Origin of the sequence: Rhodococcus (subgen. Prescottella) equi, from assembly GCF_003013675.1 — a bacterium.
Taxonomy (GTDB): Bacteria; Actinomycetota; Actinomycetes; order Mycobacteriales; family Mycobacteriaceae; genus Prescottella; species Prescottella equi.
Genome location: NZ_CP027793.1, coordinates 4,101,469 through 4,125,179 on the forward strand (window position 1 = coordinate 4,101,469; position 23,711 = coordinate 4,125,179).

The following is a 23,711-nucleotide window of genomic DNA, read 5'->3' on the forward strand; positions in this document are numbered from 1 at the left end:
CGAACTCGGACAACACGAAGAGCCCCCGAGCGAAGGATCGCTCGGGGGCTCGTTCCGCGGCGGATGTCAGTGCATCATGACCGGCTGGACGTCCTCGGTCGTCGCGGCCACACGCTTGCGCGGCAGGAAGAACGCGGGGATCAGGGTGACCAGCACGAGGACGAACGCCACCATGAAGGTCGCGCCGAACGAGTCGGCCGAATCGTTGAGCATCTGCGCGACGCTGCTCGGATCGGTCGGCGGGGCAGCGTCCTTGCTGAGGCCGTGCGACGTCATCTGGTTCGTCAGCACCACCGACATCGTGGCGGTACCGATCGAGCCGGCCGTCTGCTGGACGATGTTCATCAGCGTCGAACCGCGGGCGATCATCTCGTGCTTGAGCGTGACCATGGCGGCCGTCATCAGCGGCATCATCGTGCAGCCCATGCCGAGACCCATCACGAACAGCGAGCCCATCAGCAGCGGGTACGACGACGTCGCGGTCAGCTGCGTGAACGTGAACATGCCCAGCGCGATCAGTGGCAGACCCGTCAGGACGATCTTGCCCGGGCCGATCTTGTCGACCAGTCGGCCGGCGATCGGCATCGTCACCATCGCGCCGATGCCCTGCGGCGCCAGCAGCAGACCCGCGGCCATCGCGGACTCACCGCGCACCTGGATGAAGTAGCTCGGGAAGAGCAGGCCCGCACCCATGAACGCGATGATGAACATCGTGGTGGTGAGCACCGCGACCGTGAGCTGACGGTTCTGGAACAGGTGCAGGTCGATCAGCGGATGGTCCTTGCGGAGGGCGTGGAACACGAATCCGATGATCAGGACCAGACCGATTCCGATCGGGATCAGCACCTCCGGGGACAGCCCCTTGCCGTGCTCCGGGATCGACGAGACGCCGTACAGGAACAGCGCCAGGCCGGGCGACAGCAGCAGCATGCCGACGAAGTCGAACGACTGGGAGGGGCTCGGCTCGTCCTTCGGCAGCAGCTTGAACGCCGCGGCGAGGGCGATGATGCCGATCGGCAGGTTGATGAGGAAGATCCAGTGCCAGCTGGCAGCGTCGATCAGCCAGCCGCCGACGATGGGGCCGGCGATGGGCCCGAGCAGCATCGGGATGCCGAGCACGGCCATGACGCGGCCGACCCGCTCGGGGCCGGCGGCCCGGGTCATGATCGTCATGCCCAGCGGCATCAGCATGCCGCCGCCCAGGCCCTGGATCACGCGGAACACGATCAGCGACGTGATGTCCCAGGCGAAGGCACACAGCACGGAACCGATGACGAACAGCACCAGTGCGCCGATGTAGAGGCGTTTGGTACCGAAACGGTCGGCGGCCCAACCCGTCACGGGGATCACTGTCGCGAGGGCGAGCGTGTAGGCGGTCATCGTCCAGGCGACCACCGCGTAGCTGGTCTCGAACGTCTCCGCGAACGTCGGCAGCGCGACACTGACGACGGTGACGTCGAGGATGGACATGATGGCGCCGAGCACCACCACGGAGGCGATCTTGAGAACCGCGCCGTCGATCTTGTCCGACTCCGGCGCCCCGGGTTGGGGTCCGGCCGTCGAGTTTGGCGTCGTCATGTACAGAATTCCTGACTTCGGGCCCGCAGGGCATCGCCCGCGAGTATCGGTTGAAGGGCCTCGAGCAACCGCCTGCGGTCCGGCTGATCCAACCGGCCCGCGAACGCTCGGAGCTCGTCACGCTTGTCCTCGAGGTGACGGGAGACCAGGCTTCGCCCGGACTCCGTCAGCGAGACCCGTTTGATCCGACGATCCTCCGGGTCCTCACGGCGCAGCACAAGTTCCTGACACACCAACTGGTCGATGTTGCGACCCGCGGCCGCCACCGACATCCGCAGGCACTCCGCGACCTCGTTGATCGCGATCGGCTCGCCGTGCTGCGCCAGCACGAAGAGCGCACGAACCTGCGAGAACGACAGGTCCATCGCGACGAGGGTGTCCATGGACTCGGACTCCCCCATACCCAGGAGACGCATGATGAACTCCTCGAGCACGGTGTAGACGTCGTCCGGAGTCACATCAGCCACGGGCTCGAATAGTAGCGATCATGCAACTATTGCGGAAACGCAATTACCCCCACGGCCGCGCGAATCCGCGACCCTTCAACGACACCACGCCGCGACTACCTGCGGCAACACATTTTCCGGACAGGCAGCGGGCAGGTGACGAGGAACACAGTCAGCTCTGGACGAGAACGGCCTTTCCGAGCACCCGGCCGGCCTCGAGGTCGACGAGGGCCTCGGCCGCCGCGGCCAGCGGGTAGCGCGCCTTGACGACGGGACGCAGTCCCGCACGCACGTGTTTCACGAGCGCCGCGTGCGTCTCCGCCAGCGCCGACGGCTCGTGCCGGAGGAACTCACCCCACGCCGCGCCCACGATGCTGATGTTGCGGAACAGGACGCGATTCACCTTGACCGTCGGGATGCCCCCGCCCGCGAAACCGATGACGACCAGGCGCCCCTCGGGAGCGAGGGCGCGGACCGCGTCGTCGAACGCGTCCCCGCCGACCGGATCGATCACGACGTCCGCTCCGCGGCCACCCGTGAGTTCACGAACCTGCGCGGCCCACCCGTCGGCCAGTCGGACGACGTCGTCGGCGCCGATCTCGCGCAGGAAGTCGTCGGCACCGTCCCGGCGCACGACCGCGATCACCCGGGCCCCGTGGGCCTTCGCCAACTGGATCGCCGACGTCCCCACCCCACCGGCGGCGCCGAGGACCGCGACGGTCTCGCCTGGCTGCAGCCGGGCGCGGCGGCCCAGCCCGAACTCCATCGTCTGATAGTTGATGATCAGCGACGCCGCCTCCTCGAACGTCAACTCGTCCGGGATGGGCAGCACCAGATTCCGATGGACGGCGACCCGCTCGGCGTAGCCACCGAGACTCGACACCGCCAGCACCCGCTGTCCCGGTACGAACCCGCTGTCGTCGGGCGCGCTGAGCACGACACCCGCGACCTCGGTGCCCGGCACGAACGGTGGTTCGGGTCGAATCTGGTACTTGCCGTAGCTGATCAGCAGATCCGGGAAGCAGACGCCGCTGGCCTTGACGTCGATCAGCACCAACCCGTCCGCGTCCGGTTCGGCGATGTCCTGGACCACGATCGCCGACGGCCCTGCCAGGTCCGTGACCACCACTGCGCGCACTTTCCACCTCCGAATCCGCCGGGCGGCATCTCCGGTGGACGCTGCACCCTGTGCGTGACGCTACCCCGGACTCACCCGCCGAACAGTGCGCGACGCCGGCGCCCGAGCGCCACCATCTCCGCGGTGTCCGTCATCTTCACCCGCGGTCGGCCCGACGCCGTGCCGCGGTCACGCTCGGCCCGGTCGATCGCTTCCCAGCCGCGGCGCGAGATCCGTTCGGGCTGACGCCGGGCGAGCAACTTGCCGAGTTCCTTCCGCCCGGCGGTCGGCGCGGCGAGTCGCTTCGCCTCGAAGTCCTCGACGATCCGCGCCACGGTTTCCTTGGCGCACGTCTTGTTGGTTCCGATGACGCCGCTCGGGCCGCGCTTGATCCACCCCGTGACGTACACGCCGTCGACGGGTTCGCCGGCGCCGGCCACCACTCGACCGCGATCGTTGGGGACCACCCCGCGCCGCTCGTCGAACGGCACCCCGGCTATCGGACGTCCCCGGTAGCCGATCGAGCGCAGCACCAGGGCGGCGTCGATGTGCTCGGTGCGTCCGGTGGGATGCGCGGAGAGCCCACCGGAGGCGTCCTCCACCAGCTCGTTCGCGACCACCGTCAGTCCCTCGACCCGCTCGGCGCCGAGAATCTCCGTCGGCGACGTCAGGTACCGGAACACGATCCGCTTGTTGCCGGGCGTCGGGGTGCGACGTGCGTACTCCTGTGCGAGCCGCACCTTCATCGCAACCGCCGGTTCGGTCTCGTCCGCGTCGATCAGCGCCCGGGACCGCGAATCGAGTTCCGCCTCGGCCTCGTCGATCACGACGTCCACTCCCGGCAGGTCACCGAGGGCCAGGAACTCGGGGTTGGAGTACGCCGCTTGCGCGGGACCACGCCGACCCAACAGCACGACCTCGCGGATGTTGCTGCTGCGCAGAGCCTTCAGTGCGTGGTCGGCGATATCGGTCTTCGCCAGGTCGTCGGGGTCCATCGTCAGGATGCGCGCGACGTCGAGCGCGACGTTGCCGTTTCCGACGATCACCGCCCGCTCGCCGAAAAGGTCGAAGGTGCGGTCGGCGTAGTCGGGATGCCCGTTGTACCAGGCCACGAACTCGGTCGCGGCATGACTGCCGGGCAGGTCCTCGCCGGGCACACCCAGCGCGCGGTCGCTCGATGCGCCCACCGCGTAGATCACCGCGTGGTGGTGGGCGAGCAGGTCGGCGTGACTGACATGCTTGCCGACCTCGACGTTGAGGTGGAACTGGAACGCATCGCGGCCGAGCGACCACTCGAACATCTCGGTCACCGTCTTGGTGCCCGGATGATCGGGTGCGACGCCGGCGCGCACCAGACCCCACGGCGTCGGCAGCTTCTCGAACATCTCGACCTCGACGTCGGACCGCTTGAGCAGTTCCTCCGCGGCGTAGCAGGCCGCGGGCCCCGCGCCGACGATCGCGACCCGCAACGTTCCGAGGTCCCGTACCGGGGGCGTCGCGGGTGTCAGCGGAATCCAGTCGGGCTGGAGTGGGTGCCGCGTGTAGTAGTCGGCGTTGATCTCGCGATACCGCTGCAGCGACTCGCTCAACTGGTCCTCGGGGAAGATCGCGTTCACCGGGCAGGCGTCGACGCATGCGCCGCAGTCGATGCAGGCCTGCGGTTCGATGTACAGCATCTCGGTGGTCGCGAACTCCGCTTCCTCCGGCGTCGGGTGGATGCAGTTCACCGGGCACGCCGACACACAACTCGCATCGTTGCAGCACGTCTGGGTGATGACGTAGGCCATGTTCGATTTCCCGTCTCGCGTGTCACACGGGGCGTGACGCACGCCCGGCCCGGTCACCGATGTGACAGCCTTCATGTGACGATGAGTTACAGGTATGGGACTGTACTCGGCACCGGGCAATCGAACAAGCACCTCGGTCGTGTCCGGTGACTACGGAGCCGCCAACTGTCACAATCGCTGGCGACAACCGCCGAACCGAGGGAACACCGTGGCTTCCGAGCAGATCGCCCGCCCAACGCAGAGCGTCACCACACCGGAACCGTTGGCACCGGCGCCCCCGCCCGAGCAGTGCTTCGAGACCTCACGCCCGATCCGTACGGGAGACGTCGACATCGAGAATCGGCTACGCCTCGACGGCGTCGCCCGCTACCTCCAGGACATCGGCTCCGACAACCTCGCAGCGTTCGGATACGACGAAACCGACCCACTGTGGATCGTCCGGCGCACCGTCATCGAGGTGCACCGGCCCGCGGTGTGGCCGGACCGGATGACCCTCCGACGCTGGTGCTCCGCGCATTCGACGCGGTGGTCGGCGATGCGGGTCCGACTCACGAGCACGGCGGACGCGCTGATCGAGACCGAGGGCTTCTGGATCGACATCGGCGCCGACACCGGGATGCCGACCCGGATCAGCGACGGCCTCCTCGAGAGCCTGGGCCGGACCACCGACGAGCATCGCCTCCGCTGGAAGCCGTTGCTGCCGGCGACGCCGCCCGACACCGACGACTGGGACGACCGCGAGCGGACGTTCCACCTGCGCACCACCGACATCGATCCGTTCAACCACGTCAACAACACGACGTACTGGCACGCGGTCGAGGAGTGCCTCGCCGACCGACCCGAACTACGCCGCGCGCCGTACCGGGCGGTGGTCGAACACCTCGGCCCGATCTACGCGCGCGATCACGTGCGGCTCCGCACGGACGGCGACGAGACCTCGCTGTCGGTGTGGTTCCTCGTCGGGAGCGAGGTGCGCGCCGTCGCGCGCGTCGAGATGCTCCCCCGCGAAAAGGTCTGAGTCAGAACACCTTCTTCGCGACCACCGCGATACCCGCGATCAGCAGGGTCACCAGTAGCGCCGTGCCGAATCCGGTGAGCCACCACAGCACACCGAAGACGACCAGCGCCGGTGCCGCGACGATTGCCACGATGGCCGGGCTCTCCTTGACGACCTCGAGCGCAGACTCCGCCTTCACCCGATCGATGTTCTTACCGGCCATGATGCCCTCCGCCTGTCCAATTAGTCCGATTACGGGAACATTCTTCCTGTCCCCAGAATGCCCGAAGGTCCCGCCCCCTGTCGGGAACGGGACCTTCGAGTCGAACTTTCTACGGGTCAGCGGTAATCGCTACCGAATCCGTAGTCGTCCAGAGGAACCGCAGCGCCGGTGCCGGTGCCGAAGCCCTCCGGGCTGTAGTACTGGTCGTCGTAGGACGGAACCGCGTACGCAGCCGCGCGTGCCTCCTCGGTGGGCTGAACCTGGATGTTCCGGTACCGGTTGATGCCGGTGCCGGCCGGGATCAGCTTGCCGATGATCACGTTCTCCTTGAGACCGATCAGCTTGTCCGAGCGGCAGTTGATCGCCGCATCGGTCAGCACGCGGGTGGTCTCCTGGAACGAAGCCGCCGACAGCCACGAATCGGTCGCCAGCGACGCCTTCGTGATACCCATCAGCACCGGACGTCCGGCCGCCGGCTCGCCGCCCTCGGCGACGACGCGACGGTTGGACGCCTCGAACTCCGCACGCTCGACCAGCGAGCCGGGCAGGAACTCCGTCGAGCCCGAGTCGATGATCGTGACGCGACGCAGCATCTGGCGCACGATGACCTCGATGTGCTTGTCGTGGATCGACACACCCTGGCTCCGGTACACCTCCTGGACCTCGTTGACGAGGTGGATCTGCACCTGACGCGGGCCCATGACTCGCAGCACGTCGTGCGGGTCGGCAGCACCCTCGAGCAGCTGCTGACCGACGTCCACGTGGTCACCGTCCGACAGCAGCCGCTCGGAGCCGTCGTCGTGCTTGAACACACGCAGACGCTGACGCTTCGACAGCTTGTCGTACACGACCTCTTCGCCACCGTCGTCCGGGACGACCGTGATCTTGTAGAAGCGGTCGTCGTCGTCCAACTGCACCCGGCCGGAGACCTCGGTGATCGGGGCCTTGCCCTTGGGGACGCGGGCCTCGAACAGCTCCTGGACACGCGGCAGACCACCGGTGATGTCGGCCGCGCCGGCCGCACCACCCTGGTGGAAGGTACGCATCGTCAGCTGGGTACCGGGCTCACCGATCGACTGTGCGGCGACGATACCGACGGCCTCGCCGATGTCGACGAGCTTGCCCGTCGCCATCGAGCGGCCGTAGCACGTGGCACACACACCCGTGGCAGTGGTGCAGGTCAGGACCGAACGGACCTTCACCTGCGTGATACCCGCCGCGAGCAGCGCGTCGATCGCCGGATCGCCCAGGTCGTGTCCACGCTCGACGACGACGTTGCCGTTCTCGTCGATCGCGTCCGCGGCCAGGGTGCGGGCGTACGTCGAGGTCTCGACGTGCGCGTCGCGGATCATCGTGCCGTCCGCTGCCTTCTCCGCGATCGTGGTGAGGATGCCGCGCTCGGTGCCACAGTCGACCTCGCGGACGATGACGTCCTGCGAGACGTCCACCAGACGACGGGTCAGGTAACCCGAGTCGGCGGTGCGGAGAGCGGTATCGGCCAGACCCTTACGAGCACCGTGCGTGTTGATGAAGTACTCGAGGACCGTCAGGCCCTCCTTGAAGGAGGACTTGATCGGACGCGGGATGAACTCACCCTTCGGGTTCGTCACCAGGCCCTTCATACCGGCGAGCGAGCGAACCTGAGTCATGTTGCCGGCGGCGCCGGACTTCACGATCATCGGGATCGGGTTGTCGTCGGGGAAGTGGGCCTCCATGGCCTTACCGACCTCGTCGGTGGCCTCGGACCAGATCTTCACCAGAGCACTGTTGCGCTCGGTGTGGTTGAGAGCACCGCGCTGGTACTTCTTCTCGATCTGGTCGGCCTGCGCCTCGAACTGCTCCATGATCTGAGCCTTCTCCGGCGGCACGAGGACGTCGGAGATCGAGACCGTGACGCCGGACCGGGTGGCCCAGTAGAAGCCGGTGTCCTTCATCTTGTCCACCGTCTGCGCAACCACGATCATCGGGTAACGCTCGGCCAGATCGTTGATGATCGTCGCCTGACGCTTCTTCGGCATCTGCTCGTTGATGAACGGGTAGTCCGCGGGGAGCAGATCGTTGAACATCACGCGGCCGAGCGTGGTCTCGACCATCCAGCCGTCGCCGAAGTTCCAGCCCTCGGGGAACAGCTCCGCCTCGATCTCACGCGGCGGGCGCTGATGCGTCAGACGCACCTTGATCTTCGCCTGCACCGACAGCACGCCACGGTCGACGGCCATCTGAGCCTCGGCCGGCGAGCTGTAGACGCCCTGCTCCGGCTGGCCGTCGGCGGCCGGCTGGTAGGCGCCGATCGCACCCTCGACCTCGCGGGTCAGGTGGAACAGACCCGTGACCATGTCCAGACGCGGCATGGCGAGCGGACGGCCCGATGCCGGCGACAGGATGTTGTTCGACGACAGCATCAGGATGCGAGCCTCGGCCTGCGCCTCTGCCGACAGCGGCAGGTGCACGGCCATCTGGTCACCGTCGAAGTCGGCGTTGAACGCCTCACACACGAGCGGGTGCAGCTGGATGGCCTTGCCCTCGACGAGCTGCGGCTCGAACGCCTGGATGCCGAGACGGTGCAGCGTGGGTGCACGGTTCAGCAGCACCGGGTGCTCGTTGATGACCTCTTCGAGGACGTCCCACACCTGCGGACGCTGACGCTCGACCATGCGCTTCGCGGACTTGATGTTCTGCGCGTGGTTGAGGTCGACCAGACGCTTCATGACGAACGGCTTGAACAGCTCGAGCGCCATCAGCTTCGGCAGACCGCACTGGTGCAGCTTGAGCTGCGGGCCGACGACGATGACGGAACGGCCCGAGTAGTCGACACGCTTACCGAGCAGGTTCTGACGGAAGCGGCCCTGCTTGCCCTTGAGCAGATCGGACAGCGACTTCAGCGGACGGTTGCCCGGGCCCGTGACGGGCCGGCCACGACGACCGTTGTCGAACAGCGCGTCGACGGACTCCTGCAGCATCCGCTTCTCGTTGTTGACGATGATCTCGGGAGCACCGAGGTCGATCAGTCGCTTGAGGCGGTTGTTGCGGTTGATGACGCGGCGGTACAGGTCGTTGAGGTCGGACGTCGCGAAACGACCACCGTCGAGCTGGACCATCGGGCGCAGCTCCGGCGGGATCACCGGAACGGCGTCGAGGACCATGCCCATCGGCGAGTTGCCCGACTGCTGGAACGCCGCGACGACCTTGAGGCGCTTGAGAGCACGCAGCTTCTTCTGGCCCTTGCCGCTGCGGATGGTCTCGCGCAGGGACTCGGCCTCGGCCTCGATGTCGAAGTTCTCCATCAGCTTCTGGATGGACTCCGCGCCCATCGCGCCGGTGAAGTACTCGCCGTAGCGGTCGACCAGCTCGCGGTACAGCGACTCGTCGACGATGAGCTGCTTGACGCTCAGCTTCGTGAACGTGGTCCAGATCTCGTCGAGGCGGTCCAGCTCGCGCTGGGCGCGGTCACGCAGCTGACGCATCTCGCGCTCGCCGCCGTCCTTGACCTTGCGGCGGACGTCGGACTTGGCACCCTCGGCCTCGAGCTCGGCGATGTCCGCTTCGAGCTTCTGCGCGCGGGCCTCGAGATCGGCGTCACGCTGGTCGGCGACGGTCTTCTTCTCGACCTCCATCTCGGCCTCGAGCGTGGAGAGCTCGTTGTGACGCAGCTCCTCGTCGACACCGACGATGACGTAGGCGGCGAAGTAGATGATCTTCTCGAGATCCTTCGGAGCCAGATCCAGCAGGTAGCCGAGACGGCTCGGCACACCCTTGAAGTACCAGATGTGGGTGACCGGAGCAGCGAGCTCGATGTGGCCCATGCGCTCACGACGCACCTTGGCGCGAGTCACCTCGACGCCGCAGCGCTCACAGATGATGCCCTTGAACCGGACACGCTTGTACTTGCCGCAGTAGCACTCCCAGTCCCGGGTGGGGCCGAAGATCTTCTCGCAGAAGAGGCCGTCCTTCTCGGGCTTGAGCGTGCGGTAGTTGATGGTCTCCGGCTTCTTGACCTCGCCGTAGGACCAGTTGCGGATGTCCTCCGCGGTCGCGAGACCGATGCGGAGTTCATCGAAGAAGTTGACGTCGAGCACGTAACTTCCTTTCCCCAGAGGGATTGTGGATCAGCGGGTGAGATCCGCTTCTCCTGACTGCCAATTCAAATGTGCTCTAGCGCCCCCGGGCCGTGGGTGCCGTGGGCGTGCCCACGGCCCGGGGACCGTAAAACTAGTTCGCGAGATCGTCCACGGTCGCGGCCTCGTTCCGGGACAGGTTGATGCCCAGGTTCGCGGCGGCACGCTCGAGGTCCTCGTCGTCGCCGTCGGCCATCGCGATGGCTGCGCCGTCCGAGGACAGCACCTCCACGTTGAGGCACAGCGACTGGAGCTCCTTGAGGAGCACCTTGAAGGACTCGGGGATGCCCGGCTCGGGGATGTTCTCGCCCTTGACGATGGCCTCGTACACCTTCACGCGGCCGACGACGTCGTCCGACTTGATGGTGAGCAGCTCCTGCAGGGTGTAGGCGGCGCCGTACGCCTGCATCGCCCAGCACTCCATCTCACCGAAGCGCTGGCCACCGAACTGGGCCTTACCGCCGAGCGGCTGCTGGGTGATCATCGAGTACGGGCCGGTCGAACGCGCGTGGATCTTGTCGTCGACCAGGTGGTGCAGCTTGATGATGTACATGTAGCCGACCGACACCGGGTACGGGAACGGCTCGCCGGAGCGACCGTCGAACAGCGTCGCCTTGCCGTCCGGTCCGACCATGCGCTCGCCGTCACGGTTGGGCAGCGTCGAGCCGAGCAGACCGGTGAGCTCGTCCTCCTTGGCGCCGTCGAACACCGGGGTGGCGATGTTCGAGTCGGCCGGTGCGGACAGCATCTCCTCGGGCAGCGTCGCAGCCCAGTCCGGGCGCGAACCGTCGCCGGCGATCTGCACGTTCCAGCCGGTCTTGCCGATCCAGCCGAGGTGCGTCTCGAGGACCTGGCCGATGTTCATACGACGCGGAACACCGTGGGTGTTCAGGATGATGTCGACCGGGGTGCCGTCGGGCAGGAACGGCATGTCCTCCTGCGGGAGGATCTTGCCGATGACGCCCTTGTTGCCGTGGCGGCCGGCGAGCTTGTCGCCGTCCTGGATCTTGCGCTTCTGGGCAACGTAGACGCGGACCAGCTCGTTGACGCCCGGAGGCAGGTCGTCGTCGTCCTCGCGCGAGAACACGCGGATACCGATGACCTTGCCGGACTCACCGTGCGGAACCTTCAGCGACGTGTCGCGAACCTCGCGGGCCTTCTCACCGAAGATCGCGCGGAGCAGGCGCTCCTCGGGGGTCAGCTCGGTCTCGCCCTTCGGGGTGACCTTGCCGACCAGGATGTCGCCGTCGCGGACCTCGGCACCGATGCGGACGATGCCGCGCTCGTCGAGATCGGCCAGCACCTCGTCGGAGACGTTCGGGATGTCCCGGGTGATCTCCTCGGCACCGAGCTTGGTGTCGCGGGCATCGATCTCGTGCTCCTCGATGTGGATCGAGGTGAGGACGTCCTCTTCCACGAGGCGCTGCGACAGGATGATCGCGTCCTCGTAGTTGTGGCCCTCCCACGGCATGATCGCCACGAGCAGGTTCTTGCCGAGCGCCATCTCACCGTTCTCGGTGCAGGGGCCGTCGGCCAGCACCTGGCCGGCCTCGACCCGCTGACCCTCGTCCACGATCGGACGCTGGTTGGCGCACGTGCCCTGGTTCGAGCGCGCGAACTTGCGCAGGCGGTACGTGGTGCGGCTGCCGTCGTCGGCCATGACCGTCACGTAGTCGGAGGAGACCTCCTCGACCACACCGGTCTTCTCGGTGACGATGACGTCGCCGGCGTCGACCGCGGCACGCAACTCCATGCCGGTACCGACCAGCGGTGCCTCGCTGCGGACCAGCGGAACCGCCTGACGCTGCATGTTCGCGCCCATCAGGGCACGGTTGGCGTCGTCGTGCTCGAGGAACGGAATCATCGCGGTCGCGACGGAGACCATCTGGCGCGGCGAGACGTCCATGTAGTCGACGTCGGAGGACGAGACGAACTCGACCTCGCCGCCCTTACGACGGACCAGGACGCGGTCCTCGGTGAAGCGGCCGTTCGCGTCGACCGGCGAGTTGGCCTGCGCCACGACGTGGCGGTCCTCCTCGTCCGCGGTCAGGTAGTCCACCTGGTCGGTGAGCTGACCGTTCTCGACCTTGCGGTACGGGGTCTCGATGAAGCCGAACGGGTTGACCCGCGCGTACACCGACAGCGAACCGATCAGACCGATGTTCGGACCCTCGGGGGTCTCGATCGGGCACATACGGCCGTAGTGCGACGGGTGGACGTCTCGCACCTCGAGGCCGGCGCGCTCACGGGACAGACCGCCGGGGCCCAGCGCCGACAGACGACGCTTGTGGGTCAGGCCCGACAGCGGGTTGTTCTGGTCCATGAACTGCGACAGCTGGGAGGTTCCGAAGAACTCCTTGATCGCGGCGACGACCGGGCGGATGTTGATCAGGGTCTGCGGCGTGATCGCCTCGACGTCCTGAGTCGTCATGCGCTCGCGGACGACGCGCTCCATGCGGGACAGGCCCACGCGGATCTGGTTCTGGATCAGCTCGCCCACCGTGCGCAGACGACGGTTGCCGAAGTGGTCGATGTCGTCGACCTCGACGGGAACCTCGACGCCGCCCGGAGCGGTCATCATGGTGTCGCCGGCGTGCAGACGCACCAGGTACTCGATCGTGGTGACGATGTCGTCCTCGGTGAGGGTCGACGCCTCGATCGGCAGGCCGGTGTTCAGGCCCAGCTTCTTGTTGATCTTGTAACGGCCCACGCGAGCGAGGTCGTAGCGCTTGTCCTTGAAGAACAGGTTCTCCAGGAGGGTCTGCGCGCTCTCCTTGGTCGGCGGCTCGCCCGGACGCAGCTTGCGGTAGATGTCGAGCAGGGCCTCGTCGGTGTTCTTGGCCGGATCCTTCTCCAGGGTGGCCATCATGATCTCCGAGAAGCCGAACCGCTCGCGGATCTCCTCGTCGGTCATGCCGAGCGCCTTGAGCAGCGTCGTGACCGGCTGGCGGCGCTTGCGGTCGATGCGGACACCGACGGTGTCGCGCTTGTCGACGTCGAACTCGAGCCACGCGCCACGGCCCGGGATGACCTTGACGCTGTGCAGGGTCTTCTCGGTGCTCTTGTCGATGGACTCGTCGAAGTACACGCCCGGCGAACGGACCAGCTGCGACACGACGACGCGCTCGGTGCCGTTGATGATGAACGTGCCCTTGTCGGTCATCATCGGGAAGTCACCCATGAAGACCGTCTGGCTCTTGATCTCACCGGTGTTGTTGTTGATGAACTCGGCGGTGACGAACAGCGGCGCCGCGTAGGTCATGTCCTTGTCTTTGCACTCGTCGACCGAGGCCTTGACCTCGTCGAAGCGCGGGTCCGAGAAGGACAGCGACATCGACCCGGAGAAGTCCTCGATGGGCGAGAGCTCGGCCAGGATCTCTTCGAGACCACCGGTCACCGCTCCGTCGCGGCGTGCGGCCGCGCGCTCGCGCCAACTCGGCGAGCCGACCAACCATTCGAACGAATCAGTCTGTAGATCGAGGAGCCCTGGGACCTCGAGGGGTTCGCGAATTTTCGCGAACGAAACCCTTCGGGGGGCTCCGGGGATTCCGGCTACTGCCTTGGTCTGGCTAGAGACTGCCAAGATGCGTCCTTCCAGCACCTCACGCGGGCCGCTCTTGCTGGTGCGACCGCCGCTGTATCTGCTTCTTCTGTGGGGCGAATTCGCTGGTTACAACCCGAACGAAGCCTCGCCACAGGAGCAGGAAGTAATCACTTCGCCGCAGTGAGGTCGAGAGGTGGACAGGAGGCAGCCAGCGCAACGTCCAAAAGTACACCCAAACTCAGTAGATGTCGAGCCGGGCAGCAGAAAGGACACCCGTCGGGGTGCTGCGCGCGTGTGAGACGCGTGAATGTTCACGGATAGAGTGACGCGAGATCATCGTCGCGTCAAGCCTGGGTCCCGGCGATTCGATCACGGACCGTCCGAGGGGCAGTGCAAGCGAATCGCCGGCCACAGGAGGCGCTGACCGAATCTGTGGGACGCCGGACTATTGATCCGCGATATCAGACAATAGCCACACGCCGCCCACTTTTTCCATCCGAACGATCAACGGGCCCGACGCGCTGTCCTGCGCTACCCCGTTCGATTCCGCGCTCACTGTCACGTTCGTGATCAGTTCGGCCCGGTCACCGTCGAGCACCTTCACGCCGACGTCGGTCACCTGCACGGTCGTGGCCGTGCCGCCCTGCTTCACCGCGGCCACGGTGGGATCGATCGTCTTGTCGAACTCGCCGCGCATGTTCTCGGTGAGCACCTTGCGGGCCTGCTCCGGGTACGCGTCGATGGTGTCCGGGCTGTACGTGTAGAGCGTGTTCAGTGCGGAGCGCGCCGCCTCCGACACCTCCGCGGTGCCGCCGATGTCGACGTACGCGGTGTTCGCGACGTCCGCGCCCGGCTCGAACGCTGCGACCACGGCGAACGCAGCCAGCACCGCCGCCGCCGCTCCGAGGATCGCGAGAAGTCGGCGACTCGGACCGCCGGCCCGCGTCGGGCCGGTTCCGGTCTGGCCCTCCCCCACCGGGGGCGCCGAGTCCACCGGCCGAGCATCGTCGACGACCGCGACCCCGACCGCCGCCGGACCGCCGAGGTTCGAGTCGCCGTCGACCTCGGCCGCGCGGACCTCACTCCCCGGCCGCCCGCCACCCGTACCGGCGATCTTCGGGCGCCGACCGGACGACGCGGGCTTGGTGGTGCGGCGAATGGGAGGCATGACGCAGAACTCCTTCCGTCGGGCGGCGCGATTCCTACCGCCCGGGATGTGCAGTGAGACGTGGTGCGGCTACCGGCCGCCGGCGTCCGACTCCGGGGCGGGGACGCCCTGATCCGGGTCGGAAGCCGCAGGATCCTGCGGCGGGGCCGCGGGCGATTCCTCGAGCACGGCGGCGTTGCCGAGGTTGACGGACTTCGACGCCCGCCACACTCCGTCGTCGCCCTCCTCCATCGTCAGCCGCATCGTCACCCGCACCTTGCGCGACGTCTCGTTGGGCCAGGACGTGTCGGTTGCCAGAACGACGATCGCGTCGGCCGTGCCGTCGTCGGTGTTGAGCGAGGTCAACGACGCCCCCAACACCTCCGATTCACTGCGCGCCCCGGTCTGCTGGGTCTGCTGCGCCAACTGGTCGCGGGTGGCGTTCAGGTCCTCGACCAGCGCGCCGGTGATGGACGACTCGATGTCGGAGAACGACTTGTCGAGATTCGCGGCGTCGAACGAATTGAGGTTGATCGCGGCCTGCCGCGCATCGGCAAGTGCCGATTCCCGGGCCTCGGCGGCGGGCTTCTCCGACAACGCGGCGTGCGCCCACCCGTAGCCGAACCACACCGCCGCCGCGAGCGCGCCGACGAGGAGCACACCGACCGCAACCGTGGCCGCGACGATGGTGTTGTTGTTCTTGGTGGTCTCCGTCACACGGCAACCTTACTCTCGGGTAACGAATGCTTGCCGAACGCTACCGGACCGGCACGACGCCCAACAGGGTCGAGATCTGCGTCGCGATGGGGTTGAGGTTCAGCTTGTCCGGGTCCGTCTTCGGCGTGCTGTCCCACGGCTGCGGGGTCTCCGGATCGGCGTACACGATCCGCTCGGCGCTGCGCACGCCCGTCGGGTTGCCCTGGGGGACGGTGCACCGCGCGTCCGCGTTGAACGGGAAGTTGTCCACAGTGTCGTCGAAGTTCGGGTTCTCCGCCTTCATCTGCGCGAGGATCTCCTGCGTGCCCTCGTAGCCCTGAGTGCAGGGCACCGGGTTGTTGGTCTCGAGGACCAACCCGAAGTGGATCGTGCCGTCGCCCGGCGCAACCGCCGACGCACCCGCGGACAGCGCCGGCAGGAACTGGAAGATCGGCTGCAGCGCGATGAACGTCGGCGACACCTTCGTCAACGTGGTCGACAGGTTCGTCAGGTCGGTCGTGAGGGCGTCGCCGCTCTCGGCCACGAGCTTGCCGACGGTGTCCGACGCGTCCTTGCCCGTACCGATGAGACGACGCACGTCCGGGTCGCTGGACTTCAACTGCGCCGCGATCTGATCGAGTCCGTCGCTGAACGTGCGGATCGCGCCGGCCTGGTCGGCCTGGGTGTCGAACACCGTCCGCCCATCACTGATGAGCGCGAGGGTCTCCGGCAGCGCCTCGTCGGCCGTCTCGGTGAACCGTCCGAGCGAATCGACGAGAACCTGCAGGTCCCCACCCTTGCCGGTGAAGGCCTTGCCGAGTTCGACGACCGTCGTGTGGAGCGAGTCGGTGGGCACCGACCGGGCGAGCCGGTCGACGCTGCCGATCAGGTCCTCCACCGGGATCGGCGTGGCGGTGTTCTTCTCCAGGATCACCGAACCGTCGGTGAGGAAGGGGCCCTCGTCGGTGTCGGGCAGCAGGTCCACGTACTGCTCACCGATCGCCGACCGATTGGCGACGACAGCCTTCGCCGACGCCGGGATCTGCGGTGCGCTGTCGTCGATCATCAGCGCCACCGATACGCCGTCCTGGGTCAGGGTCAGGTCACCGACCCGACCGACCGGCACACCCCGATACGTCACCTCGGCGTTGGTGAAGATCCCGCCGGAGTTCGCGAACCTGGCATCCACCTGGTACTCCCCGAACCCCAACAAAGTGTCGAGGCGGACGTACTTGGCACCGACGTAACCGATGCCGAGGACGGCCACGACCACGAACGCCACGAGCTGCCACTTGGCCAGACGCGAGACCATCACTCACCCACCCCCAACTGCTTCAGGAAAGCGTCGAACGGGTTGACCGCCGCGGGCGCCGACACCGGCGCGGTGCCCGGCTCCGGCACCGGGTTCGGGACGATCGGCGGCAACGGCAGGATCGACACCGTCGGCCAGCCCGGCCGCGCCCCGTTCCCGTTGTAGTAGGGATTGTCCGGGTTCACCGGAACCGGGGGACCGTACTTCGGCGGGTAGTACACGGGGTCCGGCTTACCGACGCCCAGATTCGACAGGGTGTCGCCGATCTGGAGATCGATGGACAGGAACACGTTGGCCTGACCGCCGTGGATGGACGGGATGATCGAGTCCGGGAACGGGAACGTCGGGACCAACGGTGCCGATGTGATGATGTCGGGTGTCGCGGCACCGAGCTCCTGCAGCGTCGGGCGCAGGGCCCGCAGGTCGGCGATCAGATCGTCCTTGGAACGGTTGATCACGTCGGTCCCGACCTGCCCGAGCCGATCGACCTGGCCCAGCATCTGCACCAGCTGCGGGCGCTGCTCGGACAGGATCTCCACGCCCTCGGGCAGCTCGTCGAGGATCTTCTCGAGCTTCACCGTCTGGTCCGCCACCCGGCCGCTCAGCGTGTCGAGGCCGTCGAGAGCTCGCGTGATCGAGTCGCGCTGCTCCTCGAGACCCGCGATGAGTGTGTTCGCCTGCTCCAGCAGTCCGCGGACCTTGGTCTCGCGACCGTCGAGTGCCTTCTCCAGTTCGGAGACGATGGGCTGCAACTGGGCGACACCGCCACCGTTGAGCAGCAGCGACAGGGCGCCGAGGACCTGTTCGATGTCGGTGGCGTGCCGGGTACGGTCCACCGGGATCGTGTCCCCGCTGGCCAACCGGGCGGTGGACGCGTCCTGCGGCGGCGCCGAGATGGCGATGAACTTCTCGCCGAGCAGGTTCGACTGCTGGACTTCGGCGACCGCGTTCGCCGGCAGATCCACCGAACTGTTGACCAGCGTCTCGACCTGCGCGGTCCAGCCGTCGTCGGCCACCGAGATGTTCTCGACGCGCCCGACGGGGACACCGTCGACCTTGACCGTCGACTGCGGCACCAGGTCCAGTACGTCGTCGAACTCGATCTTCACGTGCATCGGATCGCTGCCGATGTCGGCGCCGCCGGGCAGCGGGATCGAGTAGATGCCGTCCGAGCCGCACGCGCCGACGGTCAACGCGACGACGCATGCGCCGGCCGCGGCTGCGGCCGTCCTCCGAAGATGCTTCACGGCGTGCCCCCCTGCAGTTGCGTTTCGCCGCCGAGGCGCGGGGACGGGGTTCCGGGAACCGTCCCCGGAACCGCACCGCGCTGCAGGTTGTCGCCGCTCAGGATGCCGAGGGGCAGGTTGAGCGTCGGCGTCTTCACGCCGGCGGTCAATTGGTCGGTGACGACCTTGCAGTTGTCGATCAGCGGCTTCATCTGCCGACCCAACGCCTCGAACTCGGGATCCCCCGGCTTGAGCTTGGCGATGTCGATGAGCTTGCAGCCGAGACCGAACGGATCCTGTAGATCGGGCAGGTCGACGCGCATCTGCAGCGTCCCCGACTCGGCGTCGTGGGTGTTGACCAGGTTGCTGATCGCCAGTGGCAGCGTCACCAACGCCTCGGCTAGAGAATCTCGCTGGTCGGCGACCGTCTGGGTGACCGTCGTCAGACCCTCGATGTTGCCCTGCAGCAGTTCCCGGTTGTCCTCCACGAACCGCGCCACGTCCCCCAGCGCCAGTGAGAGCTGGTTCAGCGCGAGACCGAGGTTCTCCTTCTCCCCCGCCAGGTAGCCGCTGAAGTCCGCGAGCTGGGTGTTGAACTGGCGCACCTGTGCGTCGTTCGCAGCAAGGGCGCTGACGAACACCTGCAGGTTCTTGACGGTGTCGAAGATGTCGGTCCGGGAGTCCGACAGCGTCCGGGCCGCCGCCGACAGCTGGTTGAACGTGTTGCCGAGCGCGTCGCCGTTACCGTCCAGATTGGCGGCTGCGGTGTCGACCAGGTTGGACAGCGCGCCGTCCTTGTTGGCGCCGTTCGGGCCCAGCGCCTCGGACAGTTCGGTCACGCTCGCGTACAACTGGTCGACCTCGACGGGCGTCGCGGTGCGCTCGCGCGGGATCGTCGCGTCGTTCGCCATCTTCTCGCCGCCCGTGTAGACGGGGGTGAGCTGGATGTACCGGTCGGACACCACCGACGGCGTCACCTGGGCGGCCTTGGCGTCGGCCGGGATGTCGACGCCCCGGTCGACGGTCATCGTGACCTGGACCTGATCGCCCTGCGGCTCCACCGAGCCCACCGTGCCGACCTTGACGCCGAGCACACGTACGTCGGAGCCCTCGTAGATGCCGACGGACTTGTCGAAGTACGCAGTGATCTTCGTGGTGCCGACGTTCTGGAAGAGCCACCACAGGACGCCCACGGCGACGACCACGACCGCGGCGACCAGCGCCACCGGGATCCACTTGCGGGTTGCTGCCCGCTCCTCACTCATGTCAGTTCCCCTCCATGGTGCGCAGCGGCTCGCGGTACCCGGGGATCTCCGGCAGGCCGGGCGGGGTCAGGTTGGTGACGACCGAGTCGAACCACCGGCCGTTGCCGAGCACGTTGGCGTAGATCCGGTAGAACGGCGCGGCCAACTCGAGCGCCTTGCTCACGTTCTGCTGGTTGGCGTTGAGGATGTCGATGACACCCTGCAACTGCGTGAGCGCGGGCGTGATCTGCGCTTCGTTGTCGGCGACCAGTCCGGTCAGCTCGCGCGAGAGGGTCTGGGTGCTGGTGAGCAACTGCCCGATCGCCTGCTGCCTCGTGTTGAGCTCCTCCAGCAGGAGGCCACCGTTCGCCAGGATCTTCTGGAACTGGTCGTTGCGGTCGGCGAGGATCTGCGACGTCTGCTTGGTCGCGTCGAACAGCTTCTTCAGTTCCTGATCACGCTTGGCCACCGTCTCGGACAGCCGGGCGACGCCGTCGAGCGAACCACGGATCTCGTCCGGGGTGCCGGCGAACGACTGCGACAACACCTCGAAGCTGGACGCCAACTGGGTGGTGTCGATGTCCTCGAGGGTCGTGGCGGCATCACTGAAGGCGTCGATGACGTCGTACGGAGACGTGGTGCGCTCGAGCGGGATGCTGGTACCCGGGTCGAGGACTTCGGTGCCCCGCGGGTCCAGCGCCAGGTACTTCTGACCGAGGATGGTCTTGATCTGGATCGATGCGGTCGTCTGGTCGCCGATCCAGGCGTCCTTGGTCTGGAACGTCACCCGGACCCGGTCGCCGTCGAGTGCGACGTCCGACACCTTGCCGACCTTCACTCCCGCGACCCGCACCTCGTTGCCGGGCTTGAGGCCGGCCGCCTCCGTGAACTCGGCGGTGTACCGGTTACCCGCGCCGACGATGGGCAGGCTGTCGAGGAAGAACGCCGACATCGTCGCGAGGAGGACCACGACGATGCCCAGGGCACCGGTGACGGCCGGATTGCGCTTCTTGGTCATCGGGGCTCACCGTCCGCCCAGCAACGCGGCGCCGCGTTGGTGTAGATCGGCTGGTTGATCGTGGGCAGATCGCTCGGAAGGTTGAGTTGGGGCGCCGTACCGGGACCGGCGACGACGTCGATGCCGCACAGGTAGAACTGGAACCACGACCCGTAGCTGCCGGCGCGACCGAGCTTCTCCATCTTCACCGGCAGGTTCGCGAGCACCTGGTTCACCTCGCCGGACCGCTCGTTGACGTGTCCGGCCAACGTGTTGAGGCCCGCGATCGACCCCTGGATCGACGGCCTGGTCGGCACCAGCAGATCCGCGGTGGCGCTCGTCAGTTCGGACAGGGACTGCACCGACTGGCCGATCACACCGCGATCGGCGGACAGGCCGCTCACGAGACGTTCGGTGTTCACGATCAGCTGGTCCACCTGCTCGTCCCGCTTGTTCACCGTTTCGAGGACCCGGTTGAGATTGGTGACCAGGTCACCGATGACCTTGTCCTTGTCGGCGATCGTGTTCGTCAGCGACGCCGTGTTCGCCACGAGCTCCTCGATGGTGCCGCCCTCCCCCTGGAACACCTGGATGATCTGATAGGACAGCTTGTTCACGTCGTCGGCGCTGAGAGTCTGGAACAGCGGCCGGAACCCGTTGAACAGCGTCGTGAGGTTGACCGCGGGCTTGGTGCGGTCGAGCGGAATGGTCTCCCCCGCGCTCATCTTGAAGCCCTGCTGACCGGTCCCCTGTTCGAGCGCGATGTAGCGCTGACCCACCAGATTGCGGAAGCGGATGGTCGCGGTCGTGCTCGCGGGCAACCAGTCGCGGTCGGTGAGCGCGAAGGTGACCTGCGCCTCACGGTCGTCGACTATCTCGATCTTGGTGACCTGACCGACCCGAACACCCGCGATCCGCACCTCGTCGCCCTTGTTGAGAGACGTCACGTCCGTGAACCGGGCGCTGAACTCGGTACCTCCCCGGGACCCCGAGTTCGCGATCGTCAGCGCCAACGCCCCCGTCGCGAGGATCGTCACGAGCGCGAAGATCACCAGTTTGGTGAGCGGTGCAGCCACCCCTCGCAGCTGTCGCTTCACTTGACGCTCACCTCTTTTCCACGGAGCGCGGGTGCGCCGATCGTCGTCGTCCACGCGGGCACGTCCTCGGGCGCCATCCCCGTCGCCTGGCCGTACACCACGGCGAGGGTCTCGCGCTCGAGCGGCGAACCGGCGAGCGTCGCGGTGGACGCCGGCGTCACCGCGTACTGCGGTGCCGCCACCTCGGGGATGTTCTGGTCACCCGGGTTGCGCGTCGGTACCTGGTACGACCCGTCGTGAATCGATCCGCCCGGGTACTGACCGATGTCGGTCCCCAACGGTGGCGGCTCGTAGCAGCGCGGTCCGCGGGTGTCGATCAGGCGGGGCTCGTCCTGGTTGGGTAGGTACCGGCCGCGCGGGTTGACCAGTTCGATCGTGGCCCGGGCCCCCGGATTCGGGGAGTTCTCGCCGGTGATCGCACCGGTCCGCGCCATCACGTCGGCGAAGTTCGCGAACGTGCAGCCGAACGTCCCGGAGAAGCGAGCGAGGATCTCGAGTGCCTCCCGCGAGTCGGCGGCAATGGAGATCAGCGCGTCACGATTCGTCGTCAACAGATCGGCGGTACTCGATCCCGTCGACGTCACCGACGAGATGAGCGCGTCGATCGACGGGCGCTCCTGCACGATCGTCGCGTTGGTGGTGCGCAGGTTGTCGAGGGCGTCGACGAGCTGCGGCGCCGCGTCCGAATAGGTCTGCGTGAACGTCGCGAAGCTCTGCAGGCCTGCCTGCAGGTCCGGCATTCGGGTGTTGACACCCGCGAAGATCGTGTCGAGCTGGTCCAGCGTCACGCCGAGCTGTTCGCCGCGGCCGTCGAGCGCCTGCGACAGCGCGCCGAGCGTCGAGGCCAGGCTCTCGGGCGGAATCGCCTGCAGCAGCGGCAGCAGCCCGTCGAGCATCTTGCCGAGCTCCACCGCGTTGCCACTCTTGTCCTGGTAGATGGTCCCGCCGGCCTCGATCGGGTTGGGGCTGGGATCGGCCGGAATCACCAGATCGACGTACCGCTCGCCGAACAGCGTCTTCGGCAGCAGCCGGGCAGTGGTGTTCGAGGGGATCAGGTCGGCCTTGTCCGGGTCGATCGCCATGACCGAGGTGACCTTGCCGTTCGAGGTCGACGCCTCGCGCACCTCCCCGACGATCAGCCCCCGCATCTTGACGTCGGCGTTGCGGGGCAGGGCGTTGCCGACCGTGTCGGTGACCAGGTCGACCTTGACCACATGCTTGAACGTCTTGTTGTAGCTCGCGATGGTTCCGCCCAGGAACAGAGCCAGGACCAGGAAGAAGGCAACTCCCAGGACCCGGCGACGCAGCTTCGACGGCGACTCGATCATCCGGCCACCCGCACGGTCGTCGTGGTCCCCCAGATCGCCAGGCTCAGGAAGAAGTCGAGCACGGCGATGGTGACGATGGCCGTACGCACGGCGTGGCCGACGGCGACGCCGACGCCGGCCGGACCACCGCGGGCGTGGAAGCCGTAGTAGCAGTGGATGAGGATCAGTACGAACGCGAAGACCAGAACCTTGCCGAAGGACCACAGCACGTCCTCGGGCGGCAGGAACAGGTTGAAGTAGTGGTCGTACGAGCCCGACGACTGTCCGTTGAAGACCGTCGACACCACTCGGGAGGCGAGATACGCGGCGAGCAGACCGACGATGTAGAGCGGAATCACCGCCACGAACCCCGCGATCATGCGCGTGGTGACGAGGAAGGGCACGCTGGGAACGGCCATCACCTCGAGAGCGTCGATCTCCTCGGAGATCCGCATCGCGCCGAGCTGGGCGGTGAAACCACAACCCACCGTGGCGGAGAGCGCCAGCGCCGCGACGATCGGGGCGATCTCGCGGGTGTTGACGTACGCCGACAGGAAGCCGGTGAGGACGGAGCTGCCCAACTGGTCGAGGGCCGCGAAGCCCTGGAGGCCGACGACGACACCCGTGAAACCGGACATCATGACGATGACGCCGATGGTGCCGCCGATGACCGCGAGGGCACCGCTGCCGAATGTGACCTCGGCGAGCAGGCGCAGCATCTCCTTGCGGTACCGCCGCAGCGTACGGGGCGTCCAGGCGATGGCGCGCGAATAGAACGACATCTGCTCGCCCGCGTTGTCGAGCACGTCGAGCGGTTTACGGGCCCAGCGCCGCGCACGCATCAGGGCATAGTCGCCCCGCCCCCTCGCGATCGTCAT

The 23,711-nt window shown here is 67.0% G+C and carries 17 protein-coding genes; 1 reads left to right on the forward strand and 16 read right to left on the reverse strand.

Going from position 1 to position 23,711, the window contains the following annotated elements:
- Positions 1 to 66 precede the first annotated feature (66 nt).
- From C7H75_RS19050 to C7H75_RS19065, 4 genes are all read right to left on the reverse strand, one after another.
- The gene (locus tag C7H75_RS19050) at positions 67 to 1,578 is read right to left on the reverse strand and encodes a DHA2 family efflux MFS transporter permease subunit (protein ID WP_005518255.1); all 1,512 of its coding nucleotides are present in this window, start codon (positions 1,576 to 1,578) and stop codon (positions 67 to 69) included.
- Positions 1,575 to 2,045, reverse strand: a complete 471-nt coding sequence (locus tag C7H75_RS19055; protein ID WP_037084951.1) for a MarR family winged helix-turn-helix transcriptional regulator — start codon at positions 2,043 to 2,045, stop codon at positions 1,575 to 1,577. Before C7H75_RS19055 ends, C7H75_RS19050 begins: the two co-directional genes overlap by 4 nt.
- 151 nt (positions 2,046 to 2,196) lie before the next feature.
- Positions 2,197 to 3,162 (reverse strand): NADPH:quinone oxidoreductase family protein, encoded by a 966-nt coding sequence (locus C7H75_RS19060; RefSeq protein WP_044991340.1) that lies wholly within the window; start codon positions 3,160 to 3,162, stop codon positions 2,197 to 2,199.
- A 71-nt stretch (positions 3,163 to 3,233) separates the two neighbouring features.
- Positions 3,234 to 4,928, reverse strand: coding sequence for an FAD-dependent oxidoreductase (locus C7H75_RS19065; RefSeq protein ID WP_106851695.1), 1,695 nt, complete (start codon positions 4,926 to 4,928; stop codon positions 3,234 to 3,236).
- Between the two features lie 208 nt (positions 4,929 to 5,136).
- Here C7H75_RS19065 and C7H75_RS19070 point away from each other — a divergent pair, with 208 nt between their 5' ends.
- Positions 5,137 to 5,946 (forward strand): acyl-[acyl-carrier-protein] thioesterase, encoded by an 810-nt coding sequence (locus tag C7H75_RS19070; RefSeq protein ID WP_044991384.1) that lies wholly within the window; start codon positions 5,137 to 5,139, stop codon positions 5,944 to 5,946.
- Between the two features lies 1 nt (position 5,947).
- Here C7H75_RS19070 and C7H75_RS19075 read toward each other — a convergent pair whose 3' ends face one another.
- The 12 genes from C7H75_RS19075 to C7H75_RS19130 form a co-directional block, all read right to left on the reverse strand.
- Entirely contained in the window at positions 5,948 to 6,148 is a 201-nt protein-coding gene (locus C7H75_RS19075; protein ID WP_005518249.1) for a hypothetical protein, read from the reverse strand.
- Between the two features lie 116 nt (positions 6,149 to 6,264).
- Positions 6,265 to 10,224, reverse strand: a complete 3,960-nt coding sequence (locus tag C7H75_RS19080; protein WP_005518248.1) for a DNA-directed RNA polymerase subunit beta' — start codon at positions 10,222 to 10,224, stop codon at positions 6,265 to 6,267.
- Between the two features lie 133 nt (positions 10,225 to 10,357).
- Complete coding sequence (rpoB, locus tag C7H75_RS19085; protein ID WP_022597440.1) at positions 10,358 to 13,864, reverse strand: DNA-directed RNA polymerase subunit beta; 3,507 nt, start codon at positions 13,862 to 13,864, stop codon at positions 10,358 to 10,360.
- A 388-nt stretch (positions 13,865 to 14,252) separates the two neighbouring features.
- The gene (locus tag C7H75_RS19090) at positions 14,253 to 14,975 is read right to left on the reverse strand and encodes a hypothetical protein (protein WP_022597441.1); all 723 of its coding nucleotides are present in this window, start codon (positions 14,973 to 14,975) and stop codon (positions 14,253 to 14,255) included.
- Positions 14,976 to 15,044: 69 nt separating this feature from the next.
- The gene (locus tag C7H75_RS19095; RefSeq protein WP_022597442.1) at positions 15,045 to 15,671 is read right to left on the reverse strand and encodes a hypothetical protein; all 627 of its coding nucleotides are present in this window, start codon (positions 15,669 to 15,671) and stop codon (positions 15,045 to 15,047) included.
- Between the two features lie 40 nt (positions 15,672 to 15,711).
- Complete coding sequence (locus C7H75_RS19100; protein ID WP_084986527.1) at positions 15,712 to 16,962, reverse strand: MCE family protein; 1,251 nt, start codon at positions 16,960 to 16,962, stop codon at positions 15,712 to 15,714.
- Positions 16,962 to 18,209, reverse strand: a complete 1,248-nt coding sequence (locus C7H75_RS19105) for an MCE family protein (RefSeq protein ID WP_005518241.1) — start codon at positions 18,207 to 18,209, stop codon at positions 16,962 to 16,964. Before C7H75_RS19105 ends, C7H75_RS19100 begins: the two co-directional genes overlap by 1 nt.
- Positions 18,206 to 19,453 (reverse strand): MCE family protein, encoded by a 1,248-nt coding sequence (locus C7H75_RS19110; RefSeq protein ID WP_106851696.1) that lies wholly within the window; start codon positions 19,451 to 19,453, stop codon positions 18,206 to 18,208. Before C7H75_RS19110 ends, C7H75_RS19105 begins: the two co-directional genes overlap by 4 nt.
- Before the next feature lies 1 nt (position 19,454).
- Positions 19,455 to 20,450, reverse strand: coding sequence for an MCE family protein (locus C7H75_RS19115; protein ID WP_005518239.1), 996 nt, complete (start codon positions 20,448 to 20,450; stop codon positions 19,455 to 19,457).
- On the reverse strand, positions 20,447 to 21,514 hold the full coding sequence (locus tag C7H75_RS19120; protein WP_037086055.1) for an MCE family protein: 1,068 nt from the start codon (positions 21,512 to 21,514) through the stop codon (positions 20,447 to 20,449). Before C7H75_RS19120 ends, C7H75_RS19115 begins: the two co-directional genes overlap by 4 nt.
- Positions 21,515 to 21,522: 8 nt before the next feature.
- Complete coding sequence (locus C7H75_RS19125) at positions 21,523 to 22,854, reverse strand: MCE family protein (RefSeq protein ID WP_106851697.1); 1,332 nt, start codon at positions 22,852 to 22,854, stop codon at positions 21,523 to 21,525.
- Entirely contained in the window at positions 22,851 to 23,711 is an 861-nt protein-coding gene (locus C7H75_RS19130; RefSeq protein ID WP_005518236.1) for an MlaE family ABC transporter permease, read from the reverse strand. The genes C7H75_RS19125 and C7H75_RS19130 overlap by 4 nt, the downstream gene beginning before the upstream one ends.